This window comes from Alcaligenes sp. CHO6, from assembly GCF_037120595.1.
Lineage (GTDB): Bacteria > Pseudomonadota > Gammaproteobacteria > Burkholderiales > Burkholderiaceae_B > Alcaligenes > Alcaligenes ammonioxydans.
Map to the genome: position 1 here is coordinate 577004 of NZ_JBANCI010000001.1, position 24495 is coordinate 601498.

General features: G+C 57.8%; 19 protein-coding genes. 16 read left to right on the top strand and 3 right to left on the bottom strand.

Annotated features, from left to right (window positions below; translation table 11 throughout):
- Positions 1-42 precede the first annotated feature (42 nt).
- From V6936_RS02655 to V6936_RS02690, 8 genes are all read left to right on the top strand, one after another.
- A complete protein-coding gene (locus tag V6936_RS02655) occupies positions 43-2004 on the top strand; it encodes a DNA topoisomerase IV subunit B (protein WP_039942892.1) in 1962 nt (653 codons plus the stop codon).
- Positions 2005-2024: 20 nt separating this feature from the next.
- A complete protein-coding gene (gene parC / locus V6936_RS02660) occupies positions 2025-4334 on the top strand; it encodes a DNA topoisomerase IV subunit A (protein WP_003799280.1) in 2310 nt (769 codons plus the stop codon).
- Between the two features lie 61 nt (positions 4335-4395).
- The gene (locus V6936_RS02665; RefSeq protein WP_059318842.1) at positions 4396-5430 is read left to right on the top strand and encodes a 2Fe-2S iron-sulfur cluster-binding protein; all 1035 of its coding nucleotides are present in this window, start codon (positions 4396-4398) and stop codon (positions 5428-5430) included.
- A gap of 37 nt (positions 5431-5467) precedes the next feature.
- The gene (locus V6936_RS02670; RefSeq protein ID WP_003799284.1) at positions 5468-6721 is read left to right on the top strand and encodes a D-amino acid dehydrogenase; all 1254 of its coding nucleotides are present in this window, start codon (positions 5468-5470) and stop codon (positions 6719-6721) included.
- Positions 6722-6728: 7 nt separating this feature from the next.
- Entirely contained in the window at positions 6729-8042 is a 1314-nt protein-coding gene (locus tag V6936_RS02675; RefSeq protein ID WP_003799285.1) for an extracellular solute-binding protein, read from the top strand.
- Between the two features lie 103 nt (positions 8043-8145).
- Entirely contained in the window at positions 8146-9249 is a 1104-nt protein-coding gene (locus tag V6936_RS02680) for a TcpQ domain-containing protein (RefSeq protein ID WP_336579338.1), read from the top strand.
- Positions 9246-10088, top strand: a complete 843-nt coding sequence (locus V6936_RS02685) for a hypothetical protein (protein ID WP_059318844.1) — start codon at positions 9246-9248, stop codon at positions 10086-10088. Before V6936_RS02680 ends, V6936_RS02685 begins: the two co-directional genes overlap by 4 nt.
- 1235 nt (positions 10089-11323) lie before the next feature.
- Entirely contained in the window at positions 11324-11812 is a 489-nt protein-coding gene (locus V6936_RS02690; RefSeq protein ID WP_131070670.1) for a hypothetical protein, read from the top strand.
- Positions 11813-11937: 125 nt separating this feature from the next.
- On the opposite strand, the gene V6936_RS02695 is transcribed toward V6936_RS02690, so the two are convergent.
- Entirely contained in the window at positions 11938-13170 is a 1233-nt protein-coding gene (locus tag V6936_RS02695) for a urate hydroxylase PuuD (RefSeq protein ID WP_059318846.1), read from the bottom strand.
- A 58-nt stretch (positions 13171-13228) separates the two neighbouring features.
- Positions 13229-13582, bottom strand: a complete 354-nt coding sequence (gene uraH / locus V6936_RS02700; RefSeq protein ID WP_003799293.1) for a hydroxyisourate hydrolase — start codon at positions 13580-13582, stop codon at positions 13229-13231.
- 205 nt (positions 13583-13787) lie between these two features.
- Between uraH and V6936_RS02705 the strand changes: the two genes are divergently transcribed.
- The 7 genes from V6936_RS02705 (at position 13788) to trmD (ending at position 20531) form a co-directional block, all read left to right on the top strand.
- Positions 13788-14543 carry a GntR family transcriptional regulator gene (locus tag V6936_RS02705; RefSeq protein ID WP_059318847.1) on the top strand — a complete coding sequence of 252 codons (756 nt, stop codon included), beginning with the start codon at positions 13788-13790 and terminating at the stop codon, positions 14541-14543.
- An 11-nt stretch (positions 14544-14554) separates the two neighbouring features.
- Positions 14555-15487 (top strand): allantoinase PuuE, encoded by a 933-nt coding sequence (puuE, locus tag V6936_RS02710; RefSeq protein WP_003799295.1) that lies wholly within the window; start codon positions 14555-14557, stop codon positions 15485-15487.
- A gap of 284 nt (positions 15488-15771) precedes the next feature.
- Positions 15772-18399 carry an alanine--tRNA ligase gene (alaS, locus tag V6936_RS02715; protein WP_003799296.1) on the top strand — a complete coding sequence of 876 codons (2628 nt, stop codon included), beginning with the start codon at positions 15772-15774 and terminating at the stop codon, positions 18397-18399.
- Positions 18399-18653: a sulfurtransferase TusA family protein gene (locus tag V6936_RS02720; RefSeq protein ID WP_003799297.1), complete on the top strand. Its 255-nt coding sequence runs from the start codon at positions 18399-18401 to the stop codon at positions 18651-18653. The genes alaS and V6936_RS02720 overlap by 1 nt, the downstream gene beginning before the upstream one ends.
- Positions 18654-18789: 136 nt before the next feature.
- Entirely contained in the window at positions 18790-19050 is a 261-nt protein-coding gene (rpsP, locus tag V6936_RS02725; RefSeq protein ID WP_003799298.1) for a 30S ribosomal protein S16, read from the top strand.
- Positions 19051-19082: 32 nt separating this feature from the next.
- Complete coding sequence (gene rimM, locus V6936_RS02730; RefSeq protein WP_059318861.1) at positions 19083-19682, top strand: ribosome maturation factor RimM; 600 nt, start codon at positions 19083-19085, stop codon at positions 19680-19682.
- Positions 19683-19769: 87 nt separating this feature from the next.
- A complete protein-coding gene (gene trmD, locus V6936_RS02735; RefSeq protein WP_003799302.1) occupies positions 19770-20531 on the top strand; it encodes a tRNA (guanosine(37)-N1)-methyltransferase TrmD in 762 nt (253 codons plus the stop codon).
- 397 nt (positions 20532-20928) lie between these two features.
- On the opposite strand, the gene V6936_RS02740 is transcribed toward trmD, so the two are convergent.
- Positions 20929-23781 carry a valine--tRNA ligase gene (locus V6936_RS02740; protein WP_003799304.1) on the bottom strand — a complete coding sequence of 951 codons (2853 nt, stop codon included), beginning with the start codon at positions 23779-23781 and terminating at the stop codon, positions 20929-20931.
- Positions 23782-24034: 253 nt separating this feature from the next.
- Between V6936_RS02740 and ndk the strand changes: the two genes are divergently transcribed.
- A complete protein-coding gene (ndk, locus tag V6936_RS02745) occupies positions 24035-24460 on the top strand; it encodes a nucleoside-diphosphate kinase (protein ID WP_003799306.1) in 426 nt (141 codons plus the stop codon).
- Positions 24461-24495: the final 35 nt, after the last annotated feature.

Sequence of the window (24495 nt, forward strand, 5' to 3'; positions counted from 1 at the left end):
TCGTAAAATAGCGTTTTTCTGTACGATCTACCGGGAATCAAGTTGTCTACTACACGTTACGACGAATCTTCTATACGGGTGCTCAAAGGGCTGGAACCGGTCCGCCAGCGCCCGGCCATGTATACCCGCACGGACAATCCCCTGCACATTGTGCAGGAGGTCATCGATAACGCGGCCGATGAAGCGCTGGCCGGTTTTGCACGCACCTTGACGGTTACCTTGCTGGAGGATGGCGGCATACAGGTCGAGGATGACGGGCGGGGGATTCCCGTTGGTCTGCATCCTGAAGAGAACGCGCCGGTGGTGGAGCTGGTGTTTACCCGGCTGCATGCGGGGGGCAAGTTCGACAAGCTGAACGGGGGCGCCTACGCGTTCTCCGGGGGATTGCATGGGGTGGGCGTATCGGTGACCAACGCCTTGTCGCGCCGTCTGGAGGTGCTCGTCTGGCGGGATGGTCAAGCCAATGAGATTGTGTTTGCCGATGGCGAGCTGCAGCAGCCCCTGACCCAGACGGGGACGGTGGGCAAGCGCAAGACCGGAACCCGGGTGCGCGTCTGGCCCGATCCCAAATACTTCGACTCCGCTCAGATACCCCTGGCCCAGCTGACTCATATCCTGCACAGTAAAGCAGTGTTGCTGGAGGGGGTGACGGTAGAGCTGGTGCAGCAAAAGACCGGCCAGCGTCAGCAGTGGCGCTACGAGGACGGATTGCGCGGCTATCTTCAGGAAGAAATGCAGGGCGTGGAGCTGTTGGTGCCCTTGTTCGAGGGCCGCCAGTATGCGCCGCAGGATGACGATAATTTCTCCCCGGGTGAAGGAGCCCACTGGGTGGTGGCCTGGACGCTGGAGTCCCAGATTGTGCGTGAGTCTTATGTCAATCTGATCCCCACCCCGGCGGGAGGCACGCACGAATCGGGCTTGCGTGATGGCCTCTACCAGGCGGTGCGTAGTTTTGCCGAACTGCACAGTCTGATTCCCAAGGGCGTCAAGCTGCAGGCCGAGGACGTGTTTGCCCGGGCCAGCTTTGTGCTCTCGGCCAAGGTGCTGGACCCGCAATTTCAGGGGCAAATCAAGGAAAAGCTCAATAGTCGTGACGCCGTGCGTCTGGTCAGTGGTTATGTGCGCAACGCACTGGAACTGCATTTGCATGCGAATGTGGACCAGGGTCGCAAATTGGCTGAAGTGGCGGTGCGTCAGGCCCAGGCCCGTACCCGCTCGGCTCAGAAAGTGGAAAAACGCAAAAGTTCGGGCGTGGCGGTCTTGCCGGGCAAGCTGACGGATTGCGAGTCCCACGATCTGGACAATTCGGAGCTGTTTCTGGTCGAGGGTGATTCGGCCGGCGGTTCCGCCAAAATGGGCCGCGACAAGGAGTTTCAAGCCATTTTGCCGCTGCGCGGCAAAGTGCTCAATGCCTGGGAAGTGGACCGGGACCGGCTGTTTGCCAATCAGGAAATTCACGATATTTCCGTGGCCATCGGCGTGGACCCGCACGATGCCCAGTCCGAGCCGGATTTGTCCGGTTTGCGCTATGGTCGCATCTGCATTCTGTCTGATGCGGACGTGGACGGCTCGCACATTCAGGTGCTCTTGCTGACTTTGTTCTTTCGCCACTTCCCCAAGCTGATCGAGGCTGGTCACGTTTATGTGGCGCGTCCGCCCCTGTTTCGCGTCGACGTGCCTGCCGCCGGCAAGCGTGCGGCCCGCAAGATTTACTGTCTGGATCAGGGCGAGCTGGATGCGGTTTTGGAAAAGCTGCGTAACGAGGGCATACGTAACGAGTCCTGGAGCATCAGCCGCTTTAAAGGGCTGGGTGAAATGAGCGCGGAGCAATTGTGGGATACCACCATGAATCCCGATACCCGTCGTTTGTTGCCCGTGCATTGGGGAGAAGACGGCTTGAGCGGCACGCAAGCCATGTTCACCATGCTGATGGGCAAGGGCGAGGCCTCTGCCCGCCGTGCCTGGTTGGAAGAAAAAGGCAATTTGGCCGATCTGGACGTCTGAGCCCGACTTAAGAGTTATTTATGGACAGCAATCAATTGGATTTTGAACCGGCGGGATCGGACGATGGCATCACGCTGGCAACTTACGCGGAACAGGCTTACCTGGATTACGCCGTTTCAGTGGTACGCGGACGTGCGTTGCCCGACCTGACCGATGGCCAGAAGCCGGTACAACGCCGCATTCTGTACGCGATGGATGCCATGGGCCTGGGCCCAACGGCCAAGCCCGTGAAATCGGCCCGTGTGGTGGGGGATGTGCTGGGTAAGTATCACCCGCACGGTGACCAGGCCGCCTATGACGCCATGGTGCGTATGGCGCAGGATTTTGTGCTGCGTTATCCCCTGGTGGATGGGCAAGGCAACTTTGGCTCGCGCGACGGTGACAATGCTGCGGCCATGCGTTATACGGAAGCACGCTTGACCCCGTTTTCCCGTCTGCTGCTGGATGAGCTGGACGAAGGGACGGTGGACTTCATTCCCAACTATGACGGCAGTCAGAAAGAGCCGGTGACCTTGCCGGCACGCTTGCCCATCATGCTGCTTAACGGTGCATCGGGCATTGCCGTGGGGATGGCTACGGAGATTCCGTCTCACAATCTGCGTGAAGTTGCGCAAGCCTGCGTCAGCCTGTTGCGCAATCCGAATTTGAGCGATCAGGAAATCCACGAGATCGTCCCCGGCCCGGACTTTGCCGGTGGTGGTCAGATCATTTCTGCCGCTGCTGATATTGCCGCGGTGTATGCACAAGGTCGTGGCTCGATCAAGGCCCGAGCCCGCTGGGTGTTTGAGGAACTGGCTCGGGGGCAATGGCAGCTGGTTGTCACGGAATTGCCACCCGGCAGCTCTTCTCAGCAGATTCTCGAGGAGATTGAGGAGCGCACCAACCCCAAGGTCAAGGCCGGCAAGAAATCGCTGAGCACCGAGCAGCAGCAAACCAAGGCCTTGATGCTGAACATGCTCGATGCCGTGCGCGACGAGTCGGGCAAGCAGGCGGCGGTGCGTCTTGTGTTCGAGCCCAAATCCCGCACCATTGACCGGGACGAGTTCGTGACCACCTTGCTGGCGCAAACCAGCCTGGAGCGCAACGTCTCCATCAATCTGGTCTGTATTGATACGGATGGCCGCCCCGGCCAGCGCTCTTTGCGTCAGATCCTGCTTAACTGGCTGGAGTTTCGTCGTCATACGATGGAGCGTCGTACCCGCTACCGTCTGGACAAAGTCACTGACCGGATTCATGTCCTGCAAGGGCGCATGGTGGTCTATCTGAATGTCGACGAGGTCATTCAAACCATTCGTGAGTCTGATGAACCACGCGTTGCGCTGATGGAGCGCTTTGATCTGAGCGAGCGTCAGGCGGACGACATTCTGGAAATGCGCTTGCGTCAGCTGGCGCGTCTGGAAGGCTTCAAGATCGAAAAAGAGTTGCAAGAGCGTCTGGATGAACAGCAGTCCTTGCAAAAGCTTCTGGATGATCCCAAGGCCTTGAAGCGCTTGATGATTCGTGAAATCGAGGCGGACGTCAAAACCTACGGCGATAATCGTCGTACCTTGATTGAAGCGGCCGAGCGCGCCGTGCTTGAGACCAAAGTGGTTGATGAACCGGTGACGGTCATCGTGTCGCGCAAAGGGTGGTTGCGTTCGCGTCAGGGACACGGCCATGATGCCACGCAGTTCAGTTTCAAGACCGGGGATGGCTTGCGCGATGCACTGGAATGCCGCAGCACCACGGATCTGGTTGCCATCGGCACGGATGGACGGGTCTATACTGTGCCCGTTTCCAGCCTGCCTTCGGCTCGAGGCGATGGGCAGCCCATTACCTCCATGATTGATGTGAGCCCCAGTGCGCCGATCGAGCACATTTTGGGGGCCGCGCCGGAGCAGAACTATGTGCTGGCAGCCTGCGATGGCTACGGCTTTGTTGCCTCACAGGGCGATATGAACACCCGACAGCGGGCGGGCAAGCAGTTTGTTACGCTTGAAGAGGGTAAAAAACTGCTCAAACCCCTGGCCTTGCGCCCCGACGATCTCTATGTGGGGCTGCTTAGCGAACAGGGACGTTTCCTGGTCGTGGACATCAAGGAGCTGAAAGTCCTGTCCAAGGGGGGGCGTGGCACGGTGCTGATCAAGCTGAACGAGGGAGACACGCTGAGTCAATGGGTAGCCTTTGGGGAAACCGGTCTGGCGGTCAGTGGAGTGCATCGCAAGCGTGCGTCCACCATTGTGATGGACCTGGATATGCTGGCCATGTATCTGGGCAAGCGCGCCGGCAAGGGCAAGACCCTGTCGCTCAAATTGAACGAGCCCGTGCTGCATCGGCCCGACCTGGCCTGAGTGTATATTGCCGCCGGAGGTTGGTCCTCCGCCTGATGGATTTCTTTGTAGAGTGTTGGATATGAGTTTCAAAGTCACGGTTCAGCCCAGCGGGCATAGTTTTGATGTACAGCCTGGCCAGTCGGTGCTGGATGGCGCGCTGAATGCAGGGATTGTCCTGCCCTATAGCTGTCGCAACGGCACATGTTCATCTTGCCGCGGCAAGGTTATTGACGGGCAGTACGATGCCGGTCGGGCGCCCGAGCAATTGCTCAGCCAGGAGGATCTTGCTGCTGGCTATACTCTGTTTTGTCAGGCCAAGCCCAGCAGTGACCTGTTGATCGAGTCTCATGAGATTCGCATGGCGAGCGATATCCAGATCCGGAAGATGCCCTCGCGCGTAGTGGGCCTGGAAAAAGTGCGGGATGATGTCATGATCGTCCGTCTGCAAATGCCGTCCTCCGAACCATTTCGCTACTATCCGGGCCAGTATCTGGAGTTCATTCTGAAAGACGGCAGCCGTCGCAGTTACTCGATGGCGACGCCGCCTCGGGAAGATAATCAGGTCGAACTGCACATCCGCCACATGCCCGGTGGCGTGTTTACCGATCACGTCTTTGGTGCCGGCGTCACCGCCATGAAAGAGCGCGAGATTCTGCGTGTGGAAGCACCTTTGGGTTCTTTCTTCCTACGAGAAGACAGTGCAGCACCGATGGTTTTCCTGGCCAGCGGCACGGGTTTTGCTCCTATCAAGGCGTTGATCGAACGCCTGATTCAAACCGGGAGCCAGCGTGAGGTGGCTCTGTATTGGGGCGGTCGTCGGCCCAAGGATCTGTACCAGTCCGAATTGGCCGAGAAATGGGCCAGCGAATTGCCCAATTTGCGTTTCATTCCGGTGATCTCCGACGCCCAGCCAGAAGATGGCTGGACAGGCCGCACGGGCTTTGTGCATCAGGCGGTACTGGCTGATTTGCCGGATCTGTCGGGCTGGCAGGTGTACGCCTGTGGCGCGCCGGGCATGGTTGAAGCGGCCCGCAAGGACTTCGTGGAGCAGGCTCACCTGAATCCGGATAATTATTTTGCAGATGCCTTTACATCCTTGGCAGACGTCAAGTAAGCGTCTTGAACACTAGCTCAACAAGCGGACAGTACACATGAAAGTAGCAGTTCTGGGCAGCGGCATTATTGGGGTATCAACTGCCTGGTGGCTCAGCCAGCACGGTTGCGAGGTGGTGGTTGTGGACCGGGGAACGGGCCCGGCACAGGAAACCTCGCGAGCCAATGGCGGGCAGATCTCGGTCTCGTACGCCGAGCCGTGGGCCAACCCGAAAATGCCGCTCAAACTGCTGAAATGGTTGCTGCAGGATGACGCACCTTTGCTATTCCGTCCGCGTTTGGACCTGCGCCAATGGCGCTGGTGCCTGTCTTTCTTGCGCGAGTGCTTGCCCGGACGGGTTGCGCCCAATGTGCGCGCCTTGGTGGCCATGGCAGAATATAGCCGCAGCACGCTCAAGCAGTTGCGCCCTGATCTGGATTTTGATTATCGCCATCAGGAAAAAGGCATCATCACGTTTTACCGGGATGCCCAAAGTCTGGACGATTCCCAGCAAATGGCCGATGTCATGCGCGATATGGGCGTAGATCGCCGTATCATGAGCGTGGACGAGCTGGTGCAGCTTGAGCCCGCTCTGGCATCGGCCCGTGGTCAGATTGTGGGGGGCGACTACACCAAGGACGATGAGTCCGGCGATGCCAACCAGTTTGCCTGCGGTTTGGCCGCCATGGCCGGGCGCGCCGGGGTGGAATTTCGCTTTTCCACCCAGATCACCCGTTTGTTGACCGCCAAAGGGCGAGTGCTTGGGGTGGAGGTCATCGGGACGGATGGCGGCTATGAGTCTATCCAGGCCGATGCCTTTGTGGTGGCCATGGGCAGTTTCAGTCCATCGGTCTTGCAGCCCTTGGGCATTGCCTGCCCCGTCTACCCGGCCAAAGGCTATTCGGCCACCTTTCCGGTGCTGGTTCCGCAGGGAGCGCCCACCGTGAGCCTGACCGATAAGGACAACAAGCTGGTATTTTCCCGTTTGGGTGACCGCCTGCGAGTTGCCGGAACCGCCGAGCTGTCGGGCTATTCGCGCAGCTTGAACCCGGCACGTTGTCAGGCTTTGTTAATGCACGTGGCTGATCTGTTCCCAAGTGCATTGGATTTTGATAATGTTTCTTTCTGGTCAGGACTGCGTCCTGCCACAGCCTCAAATGTTCCGCTGATAGGCCGCTCCTCCATCCCCAACCTGTACCTGAATACGGGGCATGGCACCTTGGGATGGACGATGGGCATAGGCTCTGGTCGAGCCCTGGCTGACCTTATCATGGGGCACAAACCCGAACCTGAATTTCCTTTTTTATCATGAAGGATGTATGAAAAATCTACGCGGATTACTGTTGAAACGTGGTGTTATGGCTTTGGCGATGGCAGCGGGTGGCTCAGCCGCTTTGCTGTTTGGGTCCAATGCCCTGGCAGCCGTTGACATTCAGGTCTGGACCGCTTTGAACGCGCATAATCAGGGCGAGTTTGAAAGTTTGGTTCGGGATTTCAATCGCAGCCAGAAAGACGTCAAAGTGACGGTCAAGGCGCATGAAACCGAAGCGGCGCTCGAGCAGCTCATGAGCGCTGGCAAGGATCTGCCCAATCTGGTGCAGCTTGGCGAGATGTCCGGTCTGGATGAGGTGGCCGATCGCCCCTACATCCTGCCCATGCACACCTTGCTGGCACGGGAAAAGATGGACAACGTGTCCTGGTTCCTGGCCTCGAACTCATTTGTGCGCAATGGCCGTGGTCAATTGCAGGGGTTCCCTTACATGGCCGAAATCCCCGTCATGTACTACAACATCAATGCCTTTGATAAGGCCAAGGTCGAGCCCGCGGTTCCCAGCCGGGTCTGGCTGGACTTGCAAGGCCAGTTGGTGCAGTTGGCCAATAATGGTTCGCGCCGTTGCCCGCTGACCTCGGATCAGTCGGTGTCTATCAATCTTGAGAATCTGGCTGCGGTCAACAATCAGATCTACGGTCTGGCTCCCGGCCCCAAAGTCAAAGGCAAGGTCGGCTTTGATTTTGATCTGATGTATATCCGTCACCTGTCCATGATGATCAGCTGGGTCAAGTCCGAATTGCTGGTTAAGCCGGGCACCCTGCCAGAGTCGCCCCAGCGTTTTGCAAAAGGCGAATGTGCAGTCATGCTGTCCAACTCTGGTCATATTGGCGAATACAGCAATACTCGCGGATTAAAATATGCCGTGACGGGTTTGCCGTACTACCCCGAAGTGACTCAAACGCCCGGTAAACCCTTCGTAACGGGCTCGGCCTTGTGGGCTGTTAAAGGTCATAATGCTGAACAGAATCAGGCCTCGGCCCGTTTCATCAACTGGCTGGCTCAGCCCGAGAATGCGGCACGCTGGTATCAGAACACAGGCTTTCTGCCTGTGAGCCGCGAAGCGTTTAACGCGACGGGCAGTGACTACTACAAGGACAAAGGCGACTGGATGCACCTGGTTGGCGCGTACAGCAGCGGCACCTCGGGTACGGCCAAAGGCAATTTCCGTAATTACCGCCAGATCCGCGCCGTGTTCAATCAAAGTCTGGATAGCGCGCTGGATGGTCATCAGCCGGCCTTGACGGCCTTGCGTACGGCTGCTACCGAAGCCAACCGTCTGGTGGCTCAGAAAGGACGCTGATTTATCTGTCCGTACAAGCCGATCTGGCGGCTTGAGCGAGCATCACCGAAGATAAACCCCATGCCCCTGACGGGACATGGGGTTTTTTCTATGGATGTCTGTGATGCGCGTCTTTGCCCGTTTTATCGTGTTGTTGCTATGTTGCCTTGGGATGTCTGCCTGTCAGACTGGACGGGGGAGCGATGGCCGCTTGGCCGACCCGGCTACGCGTGTGTTCAATTTCGACTGGCGTTTGTCAGGCGACCCGCAAGCCGGCCCCATGCAGGTTTTTGATAATGGCACACGTATCTGGCTGCATTTTGCGCCGGGCCAGAGATTGCCTGCTGTGTTTGGATGGCATGACGGTCAGGAGACTTTGCTGACATTGAACGTGTCCGGTCAATTTCACGTCATTGATGCATTGTGGACGGAACTGGTGTTTCGCGCTGGGCGGTTGCAAGCCAGGGCAAGTCTGAGACCGTCGCAGACAACAGACGACGCCTCGCATCGTCAGCATGATGGGGCTGCTGCTTTGTCGTCGCCGGCCCCTTCGGACAGGCAGTCACGGCAGAACGCTGCCCTGGGGAAGCCCGGCCTGTCTGGTGATACGTCTCTGGGAGTAGCGGCTCCTTCCGTCATGGATGGACGTGCTCAGTCCGAGAGCAGGTCTGGGACGTCCTTGCGATCTGAGTCATCTGCGCGCCTGGAGACGCTGCCAGAGGCTCCACTGAAGCGCCCAATGCCGCCAGAGCGCCCGGCAGACAGTCTTGTAGCAGCATCTGCTGCAGAGGGGGAAACATCCCCGGCAACCCCGCCCTCTGATCTTGATGGGGGAAAGTGGGCGCGTATAGAGGGGGAGGGGCAGGCAGCGACTCCTCGCGTGAAAGGACAGAACCAGCAGGCTGTGGAGGGGCCATGGGAGGAAAAAACACAGTCTGTTTTTGAGCTGCGCCTGAAAGATAAAACGCTACGACAAGCGCTGATTCGTTGGGCCAGGCAGGCCAAATGGGTGTTTACGCCTGAGCATTGGGCCTTGGAGGTGGATTTTCCTATCAAGACGGCCGCCCGATTTGAAGGAGATTTTGAGACGGCGGTGGCCCAGTTGCTGGATGCGGCTAAGCTGAATGCGCATCCTTTACAGGCCTGCTTTTACTCCAATCGGGTCTTGCGGGTGCTGAGCTGGCCCCAAACCTGCAAACCTCAGCGACGGGGGGAGGGGCAATCATGAAGTGCGTCGTTTTGCCACTGGTGTTGCTCATGGCAGGCTGCGTCTTGCAAACAGGCGGACGCCAGGCTGAGCAGGCCTGGTTTGATGAGGCGTTTGTGCTGGATTCAGCAGAGCAACGGTCGGAAAGTGTCACACAGTCTGTCGACAAACCTTGGCTGTTGGGAGACGCAGTTCCCTTGAGAAAAAAGCCTGTTATGCCGGCTGTCCTGCGTCCCGGACAGACTTTCAGCTTTTCTTTGGAGGAACCTTTACCCAGCCTGGATGAGCTAGCCCGCCGCCTTTCAGCCCTGTCTGATCTATCGGTCACGATCAGTCCTGAAGCCCGTTTGCCCCTGGCACACTTTTTACCGCGCCTGAACGTGAACGAGGAAGCTCTTGAGCCAGCGCCGCGTGGGGGTTTGGTCTTTGAGCAATTGCGCTTGTCTGATTTACTGGATCAAATCGCCGCAGTCTACAGTCTGAGCTGGCGGCTCCATGCCGGTCGCATCGAACTGTATCGTATAGAAACCCGTCGTTTTGATCTGCCTGTCGCCGCCACAGAGCAGCATGTCCGTTCCGCTCAAGCCGCTGATAGGGGCGGCGTGGGTGATACGGTGCTTGACCGAGGTCAGGATGAGGGAAGAGGCCGTTCGGCTGCCGCGTATCTGCAGGACATGACGGAAATGTTCTTGTCCCGGGCCGGAAAGGTCAGAGTTCTGGGGCATCCTCCTCATGCCTTGCTGGTGACAGACACGCCGGCCCGTCTGAGTGCCTTGGGCTTGGCCCTGAAGCAACAGCCCGAGTTATGGCACCGGGATGGAATGTTGCCCGGTAAAACACAGCTCAAGGGGGGGCGATGATCTCCGCCACCTTGCCGCGCGAATACTGGTTTGGCTTGCAATGGACTGAGACTGAGCAGAGGCCGTTTGGTGGCCCGCCGGGTCGCTCTCGATGGATATGTCGTATGGGAGCGGAACGGCCCGCACTGGGCTGGGTGTGGGGCAAACAACTGCGTCACCGGCGTCGTGGCTCGGTACTCCGCCTGGCGCGGACGGGGCCGACGCGCTCGGGATTGAGAGGCATCCAAGCCCACTCTGCGGCCGCCTGCCTGGCGGTTCATCACCCTCAGGAAACGGTGCTCCTGTTATGGGCCGTAGCCCCTGGACTGCTGTGGTTCCTGGTGCTGGAACAAGGTAAGGTGGTGGAGGGCAGTGACTGCGTGCTGTCTCAGCTCGGGCAAGTGCATGCCTTGCGGCAAGCGATGCGGACACGGTATCCCAGGCTGCGTGAATTGCGGCAACCTGATGATGTATGGATATGCCTGGAGCAGGGCAGTCGTACCCATACACGCATGCTGCGTCAATCTATCACCAGGATCGGAGATACAAAAAAAACGTTTATCCGCCTGTTCACGCTGTCTCTGTTCTTGATGATGGGAGTGGCTAGCGTGCTGTCGGTGGGTTTACGGGACCAGAACAGCAGAGGAGGGTCCCCTGACAGCCCGGGTTTTGAGATAAGCATTGAGCCAAGTCTCCACCTTCAGTTCACCCCTCGTCTTGACCCAGCCAAGAGCCTGGTGTCCGCTTCTGGCCCAGACTTAGACGATGATCCAAATCCAAATCCAAATTTAAACTCAGGTTCAGACTCAAGCTCCAGTGTAGAGTCAGATCAGGAGCCGGACCCGGCCGCTGCCTCGACTGGGGTCTTGGCTTCCGTTACCTCCCCTGGCTTGCTCACGGTTTCAGCTCCTTTGCCAGCTCCCACTTCAGCCTTACGGGCTCCCTCCCGGCAAAGTGCGACTGCAGGTTTGGAACTCACTTCAGGGCAGGATGCGGGCCGTGCCTTCGCCCTTCTTCAGCAGGCGGCCCAACCCGAGGAGCGGTCTGCAGCGAATTTGTCGATAAGGGACACGTCTCACCAAGGGCGAGGCTGGCAATTGCGGCACATAGACCGTCGTGCGTCGTTCGATGCCTGGGAGTGTCACAGTGTGTGGGCCTGTCTGCGACAGGAAACAGAAAAGAAAGTGGGCCATGCTCGCCCTTCCAGGGTCGCAGAAAGCGCGCCTCAATCATTCAGGCCTGAGTCCTGGGCAAGTTTGAAAGCGATCTACGGTCGCGATACGCGCTTGCTGGCCGAGGTGCAGATCGGTCAGCGTGTGCTGTTGTTTCAGCAGGGGCAGGTATGGCCCGTGGGACGAGAGCGTGATCGGCAAATCCGCTTGTTGTCACTGGACAGTCGTTGTATCGAGCTTGAATTCGAGCCTGAAGCAGGACAGAGTTTGTCTCCAACCTCAACGCCAGCCCCTGTCCCTCCTCCAGCACAGGCCCAAAGCCGGGTACAAGGCCAGACTCCATCAAACGCTCACACCCAGCCACACGCGGTAGACCAGAGCCAAACCCAGGTTCGGGAGCACGGTCAAACCCAAGCACAGGAGCAAACTCAGGCACGGGGGGCAGGCCACGCTCCCTTACGGCATCAAGCTGGAAATTATCGCAATGCGCAAGCCAATACACACAGTCAGCCCCGGCAGGCGATGCAGTCATTCCGATCTGGCAAGCTATGTCTGGCGGCAGGGAGTGGGTAAAGCCCGCAGCAGTCTTCGCTACCAGGTGCGTGGCGCCATAAGATAAAACCCCGACGTGACATGTGTCACATCGGGGCTGGAGGGAGCGGGCTGATGGCCCTGTCAGGGCTTGGCCTGGGGCACTCCTAGTCGCGTGTACCGCTCCAGGCGGCAATCGCGGCACGCTCTTCGTCAGTCATTTGAGTCATATTGCCCAAAGGCATGTACTTGGAGTGCACCACGGTTTTCACCTGTTCTGCGTGCAACACGGTGTTGTCGATGGTATCGAGCAGCATGCCGGCAGGGGCGGCGGTAAAGCCAAAGTCTGCATTGGGCTTGACCGCGTGACACTGTACACATCGGGCATCCATGATTTCCTGGACGCGAGCGACCGTGATCGTTTCGGCGGCCTCACCGGCTGCTGGAGCGCTGGCAACCTCACCTTTGAGATTGGCAGGGGCAGCCAGGTAGCCCACGATCAGCAGGAGAACCACACCGGCAGCCGGGTAGGCTGGCTTTTTGATGCCGGCATGCATCAGCACAAAGTACTGACGGATCAGGGCGCCGGCAAAGATGCACAGCACCATGATGATCCACGCATTGGGGTTGTTATACGTGAACGAGTAGTGGTTGCTCAGCATCAGCAACAGGACAGGCAGCGTGAAGTAGGTATTGTGTACCGAACGCTGTTTGCCGCGCTTGCCATCCAGAGGGTTGGGCGCCTGACCGGCTTTCAGTGCCTTGACCATGCGGCGCTGGCCGGGAATGATCCAGAAGAACACGTTGGCCGACATGCTGGTGGCCATCACGGCGCCAGTCAGCAAGAAGGCAGCACGACCCGAGAAGATGTGGGCGCTCAGGTAAGCCACCACGACCATCATGATGGCCACAGCCACGCTCAGCAGGCCGTCGCGGTTCATGTTGGGACTGATCAGTCGGCACAGACCGTTATAGACCACCCAGCCCAGCACCAGGAAAGCAATGGCCATCACATTAGCCTGCGTGCCCGACATTTGGGCCGCCCATTCCCAGGGACTGTTGGGGTTGACCAGATAGAACTCGGGTTTGGTCAGGTAAAGCAGGGCGAACAGGAAGAAGCCGGACAACCAGGTGGTGTAGGACTTCCAGAAAGACCAGTGCAGGTCATCGGGCAGTTCGGCCGGGTTGGTTAGGTATTTCTGGTTGTGATAGAAGCCGCCGCCGTGGACTGCCCACATCTCGCCAAACACACCGCGTTTCTTGCTTTCTTCGCCTTTAGGCGGTTTCAGGCCATTGTCCAGCATCACAAAGTAGATGGACTCGCCGATCCAGGCGACAGCCGCAATCACGTGCAACCAGCGCAGCAGCAGGTTGCCGTACTCAAGTAGGTAAGCGTACATAAAGATCTCGTATCAGAGTGGTTTCGTATAGAAGCGAAAAGTCGACTTGGATACGCGATCAGCTGCCGCGATAGGTAGACCAGGACCAGGGGGTCACGACCAGGGGAACGTGGTAGTTGGCGTTGGCATCGGCGATACCGAACCGAATGCCGACCTGATCCACAAAGCGGGGTTCAGGCAATGCCACACCACTGGCGGCAAAGTAGTCACCGGCATGAAACACCAGTTCAAATACGCCCGTGTGCATGGCCTGGCCTTGCAGCAAGGGCTCATCACAGCGACCGTCGCTGTTGGTGTGAGTGGTTTTGATCAGAGTGCGTTGATCGTTTTCAATGGCATACAGATCGACGCGCACGCCGCTGGCTGGGCGACCTTGAGTCGTGTCAAGGACATGGGTAGATAGCTTTCCCATAAATGTCTCCGGTTTATGGTGATCAAAAAAGGTCCAGCGAGCCCAGTTTTGAGAACCGGCCGGGGGCCAACGGTGCAAGGATCAGTGCGCTGGGTTGAGGCCCCGAAACTGTCGCTCTGTTTGAGGAATCAGATTGTCGACAATTTATGTTGACGATTTTGTCGGGGTACCGAATAATTGTCAATAGTCAATAACGAGAAATTCTATGCTTCAGATACGGCGGCAAGAGGGGACGACGAATGAATCCCAAGCGCCAAGCGCCTCCTCGCTGCTCGAGGGTGGCCTGGCAGATACCGAGGTCGGGCGTGTATATAGCCAGATCTTCGATGCGGTTGTCGATCGTCGTCTTTTGCCTGGCACCAAACTGACCGAAGCCACGCTATGCACGATCTTCGAGTGTTCGCGGGCGACCGTGCGTGCCGCCCTGGCTGCCTTGGAGCACGACAAGATTGTGGTCATCGAGCCCAATCGCGGTGCGTTTGTCTGGAAGCCCACGGCCAAGCAAACGCGCGACGTCTTCGAGCTGCGGCGCGACCTGGAGTCGCTGATCCTGAAAAAACTGCTCGCTTATCCCGATGTGTCCGAGCGTTTGGCCGGTCTGTACGACATGGTGGAACGAGAGCAGCACGCGTTTGAGCACGGCGATCGCATCAGCTGGTTGCGCCTGTCCAATGCCTTTCACGTGATGCTGGCGCGCTGCGCCGGCAACGATGAACTGACCGAGCTGATGCACACCTTGTGTGCGCGCACCACGCTCATCATCGCCTATCACGACACGCCGGGCGAACAGGCCTGCTCGTTTCATGAGCATAAAGAGATTTTGGACAAGCTTAGCCAGGGAGATGCCCAAGGCGCTCATCTGGCTATGCATCATCACTTAAGTGATTGTGAACATCGCATGAGCGAAGCGGGTGATGGCAGTGTTGCCGATCCTTGGCTGGCCCTCAGCGTAAAACGCTAAACGGAGACGGTATGTCCTTGAGTAAGTACCCTCGTGACCTGGTCGGTTACGGCAAAAACGTGCCCCATGCACAATGGCCTGATCGGGCGCGCATCGCGGTGCAGTTTGTCTTGAACTATGAAGAAGGGGGGGAGAACTGCGTCCTGCACGGTGACCCGGGCTCTGAGCAGTTTCTGTCCGAGATCATCGGCGCAGCAGCCTACCCGGACCGTCACTTGTCCATGGAATCCATTTATGAATACGGCTCGCGGGCGGGTGTCTGGCGGATTCTGAAAGAGTTTGAAAAGCGCGGCCTGCCCATGACCATCTTTGGTGTGGGCATGGCGCTGGAGCGTCACCCCGAGCTGGCACAGGAATTTGTGCGCCTGGGGCATGAAATTGCTTGTCATGGCTACCGCTGGATTCACTACCAGAACGTGTCTGAAGAAGTCGAGCGCGAGCATATGCGCCAGTGCGTAAAAGTGCTGACGGACTTGCTGGGCCATCATCCCGAGGGCTGGTATACCGGTCGGGACAGCCCCAACACCTTGCGTCTGGTGGCCGAAGAGGGTCAGTTCTTGTACAGCTCCGATTATTACGGTGATGACCTGCCGTTCTGGACCGAAGTTCAGCTCAGCGACAATACGGTCAAGCCCCAGTTGATTGTGCCCTATACGCTGGACAGCAATGACATGCGTTTTGCTGCCCCTCAGGGGTTCAACACGGGCGACCATTTCTTCTCCTACCTGAAAGACGCATTTGACGTGCTCTACGAAGAAGGTGAAGACGCTCCCAAGATGCTGTCCATCGGTTTGCACTGCCGTCTGATCGGCCGCCCTGGGCGCTTTCGTGCCTTGCAGCGCTTCCTGGATTATGTGCAGTCGCACGAGCGTGTCTGGGTTTGCCGCCGTGTGGATATTGCCCGTCATTGGGCCGAGCACCATCCCTATCCGTCCAAGGCTTGACCGGGGCAGGGCCAGGGTTTGTGTCTCCTGGCCCATCAAGATGGCATCCTGAATTTGAGCAGGGTGCATGGACATTCCGACTCGCCAGGGTCGGAATTGTTGTTTCTACCCGCTGAAAACAGTACTATTTGTCGCTTACGCAGCCGCTCGTACAGGGAGTGTGGCGTCCTGGCTTCTCACTGCTTTGCCGGGGCGGCAGGTGTTGTGCCAGCGCAGCGCGCGCATGGGCTGCAAGGCTGATCGTCTTATAATAGGCAGTTAAATTTTCCATCGCGTTGCATGTAATGAAAACCTCAGAAATTCGTCAGAAGTTTCTTTCTTTTTTTGAATCCAAGGGACACCACATCGTTTCCTCGGCTTCGCTGGTGCCAGGCAATGATCCTACCTTGCTGTTCACAAACGCAGGGATGGTGCAGTTCAAAGATGTGTTCACGGGCAAGGAAACCCGCCCCTACAACCGCGCTACCAGCTCTCAGCGTTGTGTTCGTGCCGGTGGCAAGCACAACGACCTGGAAAACGTGGGCTACACCGCTCGTCACCACACCTTTTTTGAAATGTTGGGCAACTTCAGCTTTGGCGACTACTTCAAGCAAGACGCCATTCGCTATGCCTGGGAACTGCTGACGACGGTTTACAAACTGCCTGCCGAAAAACTCTGGGTCACCGTCTATCAGGAAGACGATGAGGCCTATGATATCTGGGCCTCGGAAATTGGGGTGCCCAAAGAGCGCATCATCCGCATTGGCGACAAGGGTGGCGTGCGCTACAACTCGGACAACTTCTGGCAGATGGCCGATACCGGTCCCTGTGGGCCGTGCTCTGAAATCTTCTACGACCACGGTCCTGATGTTTGGGGCGGCCCTCCCGGTTCGCCCGAGGAAGACGGCGACCGCTACATCGAGGTGTGGAACCTGGTGTTCATGCAGTTCGAACGTTCCGCTGACGGCACCATGACGCCGCTACCCAAGCCTTGTGTGGATACGGGCATGGGTCTGGAGCGTATTTCGGCTGTGCTGCAGCACGTGCATTCCAACTACGAAATCGACCTGTTCCAATCCCTGATTCAGGCCGCCGCACGCGAAACCAAGACCAGTGACCTGAGCAACAACTCGCTCAAGGTGATTGCCGATCATATCCGCGCCTGCAGCTTTCTGATTATTGACGGGGTCATTCCCAGCAATGAAGGTCGCGGCTATGTGTTGCGCCGTATTATTCGACGCGCTCTGCGTCACGGTCACAAGCTGGGTCAGAAGGGCCTGTTCTTCTATCGCCTGGTGCAAGACCTGGGCTTGGTCATGGGCGAAGCCTATCCCGAGCTGATTAGCCAGCGTGAGCGTATCGAACAGGTGCTGCGCCAAGAGGAAGAGCGTTTTAGCGAAACGCTGGAAAATGGCATGCGCATTCTGGAAGGTGCCTTGGTCAACCTGCCAGCGAATGCCAAACTGGACGGTCAGACGCTGTTTACCTTGTACGACACCTATGGTTTCCCTGTGGACCTGACCGCCGATATCTGCCGCGAGCGTGGCATTGAGGTCGATCTGGACGGTTTTGAAGTCGCCATGGAAAACCAACGCCAGATGGCACGCGCTTCGGGCAAGTTCAAAACAGCCGAAGGCTTGAGCTACTCCGGGGTGCAAACTCGTTTTGACGGTTACACCACCCTGGAAGGCAGTGGTACGGTCACTGCCTTGTATGTGGATGGCACCTCCGTGCAGTCCGTGACCCCGGGCCAGCAAGCGGTAGTGGTTCTGGATGCCACCCCTTTCTACGCCGAGTCCGGTGGTCAGGTAGGTGACGCAGGTATCCTGAGCGATGCCGCGGGTTTGTCCTTTGAGGTGCAAGATACCCAAAAGATTTCCAATCAGGTTTTCGGGCACCAAGGCGTGTTGAACGCAGGCACCCTGACAGTGGGCCAGACCGTTCAAGCCCAGGTGGATACCGAGCGTCGCGAGCGTGTGATTCGTAACCACTCGGCCACGCATTTGATGCACAAGGCTTTGCGTCAGGTGCTGGGCGGTCACGTTCAGCAACGTGGTTCCCTGGTAGATGCTGAAAAAACCCGTTTTGACTTTGCGCACGATGCCGCCATGACGGCCGAGCAAATCGCGCAAGTCGAAGCGATTGTGAACGAGCAGGTTCTGGCGAACCAGGCCGTGCAAGCCCAACTGATGTCCTTTGACGACGCCGTCAGTGGCGGCGCCATGGCTTTGTTTGGTGAAAAGTACGGCGACGAAGTGCGCGTGCTGGATATCGGTTTCTCGCGTGAACTGTGCGGTGGCACTCACGTTCAACGCACGGGCGACATCGGCTTGTTCAAGATTGTCTCGGAAGGTGGTGTCGCCGCTGGCGTGCGCCGTGTCGAGGCCATTACCGGCACCAACAGCCTGCATTGGGTGCAAGCGCGGGAGCGCTTGCTGAGCGAGGCTTCCGCCAGCCTGCGTACTCAGCCAGAAGGTCTGCTAACCCGTATCAACGCCTTGCAAGGTCAGATCAAGGATTTGGAGCGCGAGCGCGAGCAAATGCAATCCAAGCTGGCGGCTTCGGCTGGTCAGGATCTGTTGGCTCAGGCCGTACCCTTGAATGACAGCAGCCGCTTGCTGGTGGCCACGCTGCAAGGCGTGGAAGCCAAAGCCTTGCGCGAAATGGCCGATCAGTTGAAGAACAAGCTGCAGTCTGCCGTGATCCTGCTGTCTATCGTGGCGGACGGAAAAGTCAGCCTGGTGGCAGGCGTAACGCCTGACCTGACCTCCAAGGTCAAGGCGGGTGACCTGGTGGGCTTTGTAGCCTCGCAGTTGGGCGGGAAGGGTGGTGGTCGTCCTGATATGGCCATGGGCGGCGGTACCGATGCCAGCGTCTTGCCACAGGCCAATGCCTCGGTGCAGGCCTGGGTCCAAAGCAAGTTGGGTGCGTAATGGCGATGTCCGAGACTGGCGCTTTGCCCAACAGCGATCTGCAGGTGGATGCAAGCGGGCTGAAATGCCCCTTGCCCATCCTGCGTGCCAAGAAAGCTTTGGCGCAACTGGAGTCCGGGCAAGTGTTGCAAGTTATCACCACCGACCAGCACGCCATTCAGGATTTTCAGGCTTTTTGTCGCCAAACTGGCAACGAATTGTTGGCTCAAGACCAGCAAGCCGAAAAAACTCTGCATTTTTTACGCCGTCGTTAAGCTGACGGCGGTAGAATACTGTTTTGTCTGTTGCGTATCTAGCACTGAATCTGCTATCTTAGCGTGTTACTTTTGGCATGCTTGCCAGAATAGTGCTAGAATTTTTTGTTTACCTTACACAATAAAGGGATTATCAATGGTGGTAATTCGCTTGGCCCGTGGTGGCTCCAAAAAGCGTCCTTTTTACAACGTAGTAGCCGCCGAGGCGAGCCAACGCCGTGATGGTCGCTTCATCGAACGTCTGGGTTTTTACAACCCCGTTGCTGGCGAAGGTCAGGAAAACCTGCGTCTGCAAATGGATCGCGTTAAGCACTTCACCGACAACGGTGCACAGGTTTCGCCCGCTGTGGCTCGCCTGTTGAAAGAATACTCGGCTAAGGTTGCTTCGGCTGCCTAAGTTGATTCACCTGTTTTTTGGTAGTGTTTAGTGTGAAGCAAGACGCGATTCCTGCTGACCTTGTTGAGTTGGGACGCATTGTTTCCGCTTATGGCGTGCGTGGCTGGGTTAAGATCCAGCCGCATTCCATGCAGACCAAAGCACTGCTAAATGCAAAAACATGGTGGTTAAAAACGCCCCGGCCTGAATCTCAGGCGGGCGTTTTTGCGTCTGCATCGCCAAGACAGATCCAAACAGCCAAGCAGCATGGGGCAACCATCGTGGCGCAGTTTGAAGGTCTGGATAATCGAGAGGTGGCCCAAGCCCTTAAAGGGCATACGGTTTGGGTATCCCGTGCCGCTTTTCCCCCGGCGGACGACGATGAGTTTTATTGGGTTGATCTGATCGGCTGCCGCTTTTTTGGCGAGCAGGAGGGCCTGGCGCACCTTCTGGGCCAGGTGGCAGAAGTGCTGGATAATGGCGCTCATTCGATTTTGGTCGTGCATCGGGGCTGCTGGGACGCCAACGGCGTCTTTGCGCCTGAGAAAGACGAGCAGGGTCGACCACTGGAAGAGCTGGTGCCCTTTGTGCAAGCCATTGTGCATACGGTCGATTTGCCTGCTCGCGAACTGCATAGTCACTGGGCGATTTGACCCTTCCCTGCCTAGCGATTGCGATACTAAGGCCCGCTGGGCTCTGTATCGTCATGCTCCAGCCACTTTTTCTCTTGCCGAGCCCTCATGCGATTTGATGCCCTGACCCTGTTCCCGGACATGTTTGATGTGGTCAGCGAGGCTGGTGTCACCGGCCGCGCACACAAGCAGGGCATCTGGCAGATGCGGACCTGGAATCCGCGTGACTACACCACGGACGTGCATCGTACCGTGGACGATCGCCCTTATGGCGGCGGCCCGGGCATGGTCATGCTGGCTGATCCCTTGAATGATGCGCTGGATCAGGCTTTGGCTGATCGTGGCGATAGTCCGGAAGTTATCTTGCTGAGTCCTACAGGGCGACGCTTTGATCAGGCTGTGGCGCAGGAACTGGCTCAAGGTCCCGGCGCAGTTCTGGTTTGTGGTCGCTATGAGGGTATCGATCAACGTTTTATTGATGCACGGGTTACCCAGGAGCTGTCTTTGGGGGACTTTGTGTTGTCAGGCGGCGAGATTGCTTCCCTGGCAATCATCGATAGCGTGGTCCGCCTCTTGCCGGGAGTGCTGAACGACGCTGATTCGGCGCGCCAGGATTCCTTTCATGCGGGCAACAGCGGTTTGCTGGATAGTCCACATTACACACGCCCCGAGGTTTACCGCGGCCAAGCGGTGCCTGAGGTGTTGATGTCTGGTCACCATGGTCGTATCCAGGCTTGGCGACGAGAGCAATCCCTGCGTTTGACCGTGACGCGCCGTCCTGAGCTGATTGAGCTGGCTCGCCAGCGTGGCGAACTTAGCAAGGCGGATGAACGGTTTTTGGCTTCTTTGGCGGCACAACAGCCTGATTGAACCAGCTTGCGCTTGCTGAGCTATCAGCAGGTCGAACAAGCGGGGCTGGGCTTGCCGGCAGGCTCGCCCACGTCGCTATGCCCAACGACTTTTTTGACGCTCTGCCCCTCGGAGCAGGCTTTGTGTCATCTGTGATTTGCGAGAGCGGCTCCTTGCCACGGGCTGGGCCCCTTGTGTCAGGGTGGATCGCTATGCTCGGTGACGGACGTGTTGTGATGGCGGTGTAGCGCAGGCAAGAGAGGCTGCCGGCTTTTTAAGAGGCAAGAACGCTCCGCTCGTGGTGCTGAATCGGCGCGCTGCCCTCGTAAGTGATCTGTAGGCTAAGCCCTTGATGGCAATAAAAAGGCCCTGCACGAGTGCAGGGCCGTTGCCTGTTGCCTGGGTTTACGTCGCGGTATCAGCCCAGACGATCAAACTGCTGCTTCACCTTGGCTAGCGTTTCACCGAACTGAGCCACGCGCTGGCGCTCCTGTTCGACCACAGCGGCAGGGGCGCGCTCCACAAAGCTGGCGTTGCCCAGTTTGGCTTCGGCCTTGTTGATCTCCCCTTGGAGGCGCTCGATTTCCTTGGAAAGACGGATACGCTCCGCTTCCACGTCGATCTCTACATGCAGCATGAGCTGAGTGGTGCCAATCACTTGTACGGGTGCGCCTGCGTCTGTGGGCAACTGGTCCACAATTTCCACGCTTTCCAGTTTGCCCAAGGCAGCCAGGTAAGGGCTATTGGCTTTCAGGGTGGCGGCGTCACCTTGTGCAATCAGCGGTACACGCTGGGCGGGCGAGATGTTCATTTCGCCTCGCAGGGCGCGAATGGCGTCGACCTGGGCTTTCAGCTCTGCGACCTGTGCCTGTGCCTGTTCATCAATGGCGGCAGGGTTGGCAATCGGGTAAGGCTGAACCGAAATGCTGGTGGTTTCATCGGCAGCGCGCTTGCCAGCCACCACCGAGACTTTCTGCCACAGCTCTTCCGTGATGAAAGGGATGATGGGGTGCGCAACGCGTAGCACCACTTCCAGCACGCGGATCAGGGTGCGACGGGTGCCCAACTGCTGTTCGGGTGTGCCATTTTGAATCTGAGTCTTGGCCAGCTCCAGGTACCAGTCACAGTACTCGTCCCACACAAAGTGGTAGATGGCGTTGGCGATGTTGTCGAAACGGTAGTCGGCAAATCCGCGTTCGGCGTCCTGCTCGAGGCCTTGCAGCAAGCTGATGATCCAGCGATCGGCAAAGCTCAATTCGGCTGGAGCATCCGTGTGGAGCTCATGGCCTTCGGTGTTCATCAGCACAAAGCGGGTGGCATTCCACAGCTTGTTGCAGAAGTTGCGGTAACCTTCGCAGCGCTTCATGTCGAAGTTGATGTTGCGGCCCAGCGTGGCATAGGCGGCCATGGTAAAGCGCAACGCGTCCGTACCGAAGGCGGGGATGCCATCGGGATAGTCTTTCTTGGTGCGCTTGCTAATGCTTTGCGCCTGCTTGGGGTTCATCAGGCCAAAGGTGCGCTTGTGCAGGAGGCTTTCCAGATCTATGCCGTCGATCAAATCCACCGGGTCAATGGTATTGCCCTTGGATTTGCTCATTTTCTTGCCTTCCATGTCGCAGACCAGCCCATGCACGTAGACGGTCTTGAAAGGAACGCGGCCGGTCAGGTGCATGCTCATCATGACCATGCGGGCCACCCAGAAGAAAATAATGTCGAAACCGGTTACCAGCACGCTGGAGGGTAGGTAGCGCGCCAGGTCAGGCGTTTCTTCGGGCCAGCCCAGGTCGGTAAAGGGCACCAGGGCAGAGGAGAACCAGGTGTCCAGTACATCTTCGTCGCGGCGCAAGGGGCCTGTCACGCCAGCGGCGCGGGCTTGTTCCAGAGCGTCCTCTTCGGAGCGGGCGACAAACAGGCTGCCGTCTTCGGCGTACCAGGCGGGAATCTGGTGACCCCACCACAGCTGACGGGAAATGCACCAGTCCTGAATATTGTTCAGCCACTGGTTGTAGGTGTTGGACCAGTTGTCAGGGTAGAAGCGCACACGGCCATCGGCCACCACGTCCAGGGCAACCTGGGTGATGCTTTTGCCGGGGTGCAGCGAGTCTTCCGGAGCGGGCTTGCTCATGGCTACAAACCACTGGTCGGTCAGCATGGGTTCGATGACCGTATTGGTGCGGTCGCCCCGCGGCACCATTAGTTTGTGAGGCTTGACGGCCTGCAGCAGTCCCTGGGCTTCCAGATCGGCCACGATTTGCTTGCGCGCGGCAAAGCGCTCCAGGCCTTGATAGGCTTCGGGGGCAGTATCCGCAATGTGGGCATCCAGAGTCAGGATGCTGATCATTTCCAGGCCGTGGCGCTGGCCAACGGCGTAGTCATTGAAGTCGTGGGCAGGAGTTACCTTCACCACGCCGGTACCAAAGGCCGGGTCCACGTAGTCGTCCGCAATGATCGGGATGGAGCGGCCAACCAGAGGCAGGGTAACGGTTTGGCCGATCAGGCCGATATAGCGCTCGTCCTCAGGGTGGACCATCAGGGCGACGTCGCCCAGCATCGTTTCAGGGCGGGTGGTGGCCACCGTCAGATGGGTCAATTCCCCCTGGGGGGTAGTCAGCGGATAACGGATTTCCCACAGGTGGCCGTCCTCTTCCTCGCTCACCACTTCCAGGTCGGATACGGCGGTACCCAGCACGGGGTCCCAGTTCACCAGGCGCTTGCCCCGGTAAATCAGCCCCTGTTCGTACAAGCGCACGAAGGTCTCCAGCACGCCACGGGACAGTTTGTCATCCATGGTGAAGTATTCGCGGCTCCAGTCGCAGGAAGCACCCAGGCGACGAAACTGGCCAGTAATGGTATTGCCGGACTTTTCCTTCCATTCCCAGACTTTTTCCAGGAATTTCTCGCGGCCCAGGTCGTGGCGGCTGATGTTTTGGGCATCAAGCTGGCGCTCCACAATGATCTGGGTGGCAATCCCGGCGTGATCGGTACCAGGAATGTAGACCGTATCGTCGCCTTTCATGCGGTGGTAGCGCGTCAGGCCATCCATGATGGTCTGGTTAAAAGCGTGACCCATGTGCAGCGTCCCGGTGACGTTCGGCGGCGGGGACTGAATCACAAAAGGTTCTGACTGATGATCGCCCAAGGGCTGGACGTGTTGGCCACCCTTGAAAAGGTCGGCTTGTTCCCAGCGCGCGTACCAGCGCGTTTCGATTTCCTGGGGTTCAAAGCTCTTGGATAGCTGCTCGTCGGAGGTCGTTGCGGATGAGTTGGTCATGGTGATGCGGTCTGTCCCCCTCGTATGGCACGGTAGGTGCCGCAGAAGGCGGAACTAATCCTGGGTAAAAAACGAATGTAAGATGCACTATTTTAAGATGTGGCCGTGCGTCTTTGGCGTGGTAAAATGCCGGGTTGCCGTAAATCTGATGAAAGTGCTTGTTTTCATTAAAAAATTTAGCGCGAACCGTCGGATCTGCATTTTGCTTTACGCAGCAAAGACTACACTATATTGTTCTTATTTGGATTTTCACATGGCTATTGAACGCACTCTGTCCATTATCAAGCCCGACGCTGTTGCTAAAAACGTGATCGGTCAGATTATTTCCCGCTTTGAAGGCGCTGGCCTGAAAGTGATCGCTGGTCGCCTGGTTCACTTGTCCCGTGGCGAAGCCGAGCGTTTTTACGGCGTCCACGCCGAGCGTCCTTTCTTCAAGGATCTGGTTGACTTCATGGTTTCCGGTCCTGTGTTCGTGCAGGTTCTGGAAGGCGAAGGCGCCATTGCCAAGAACCGTGAGCTGATGGGTGCCACCGACCCCAAGAAAGCTGAGCCCGGCACCATTCGCGCTGATTTCGCTGAAAGCATTGACGCCAATGCCGTGCATGGTTCCGACGCGCCGGAAACCGCTGCGGTTGAAATCGCTTTCTTCTTCCCAGAGTGCAACGTTTACAGCCGTTAATAGGCTGAACCGCGCAGTACTGGCGGCACTCTGAT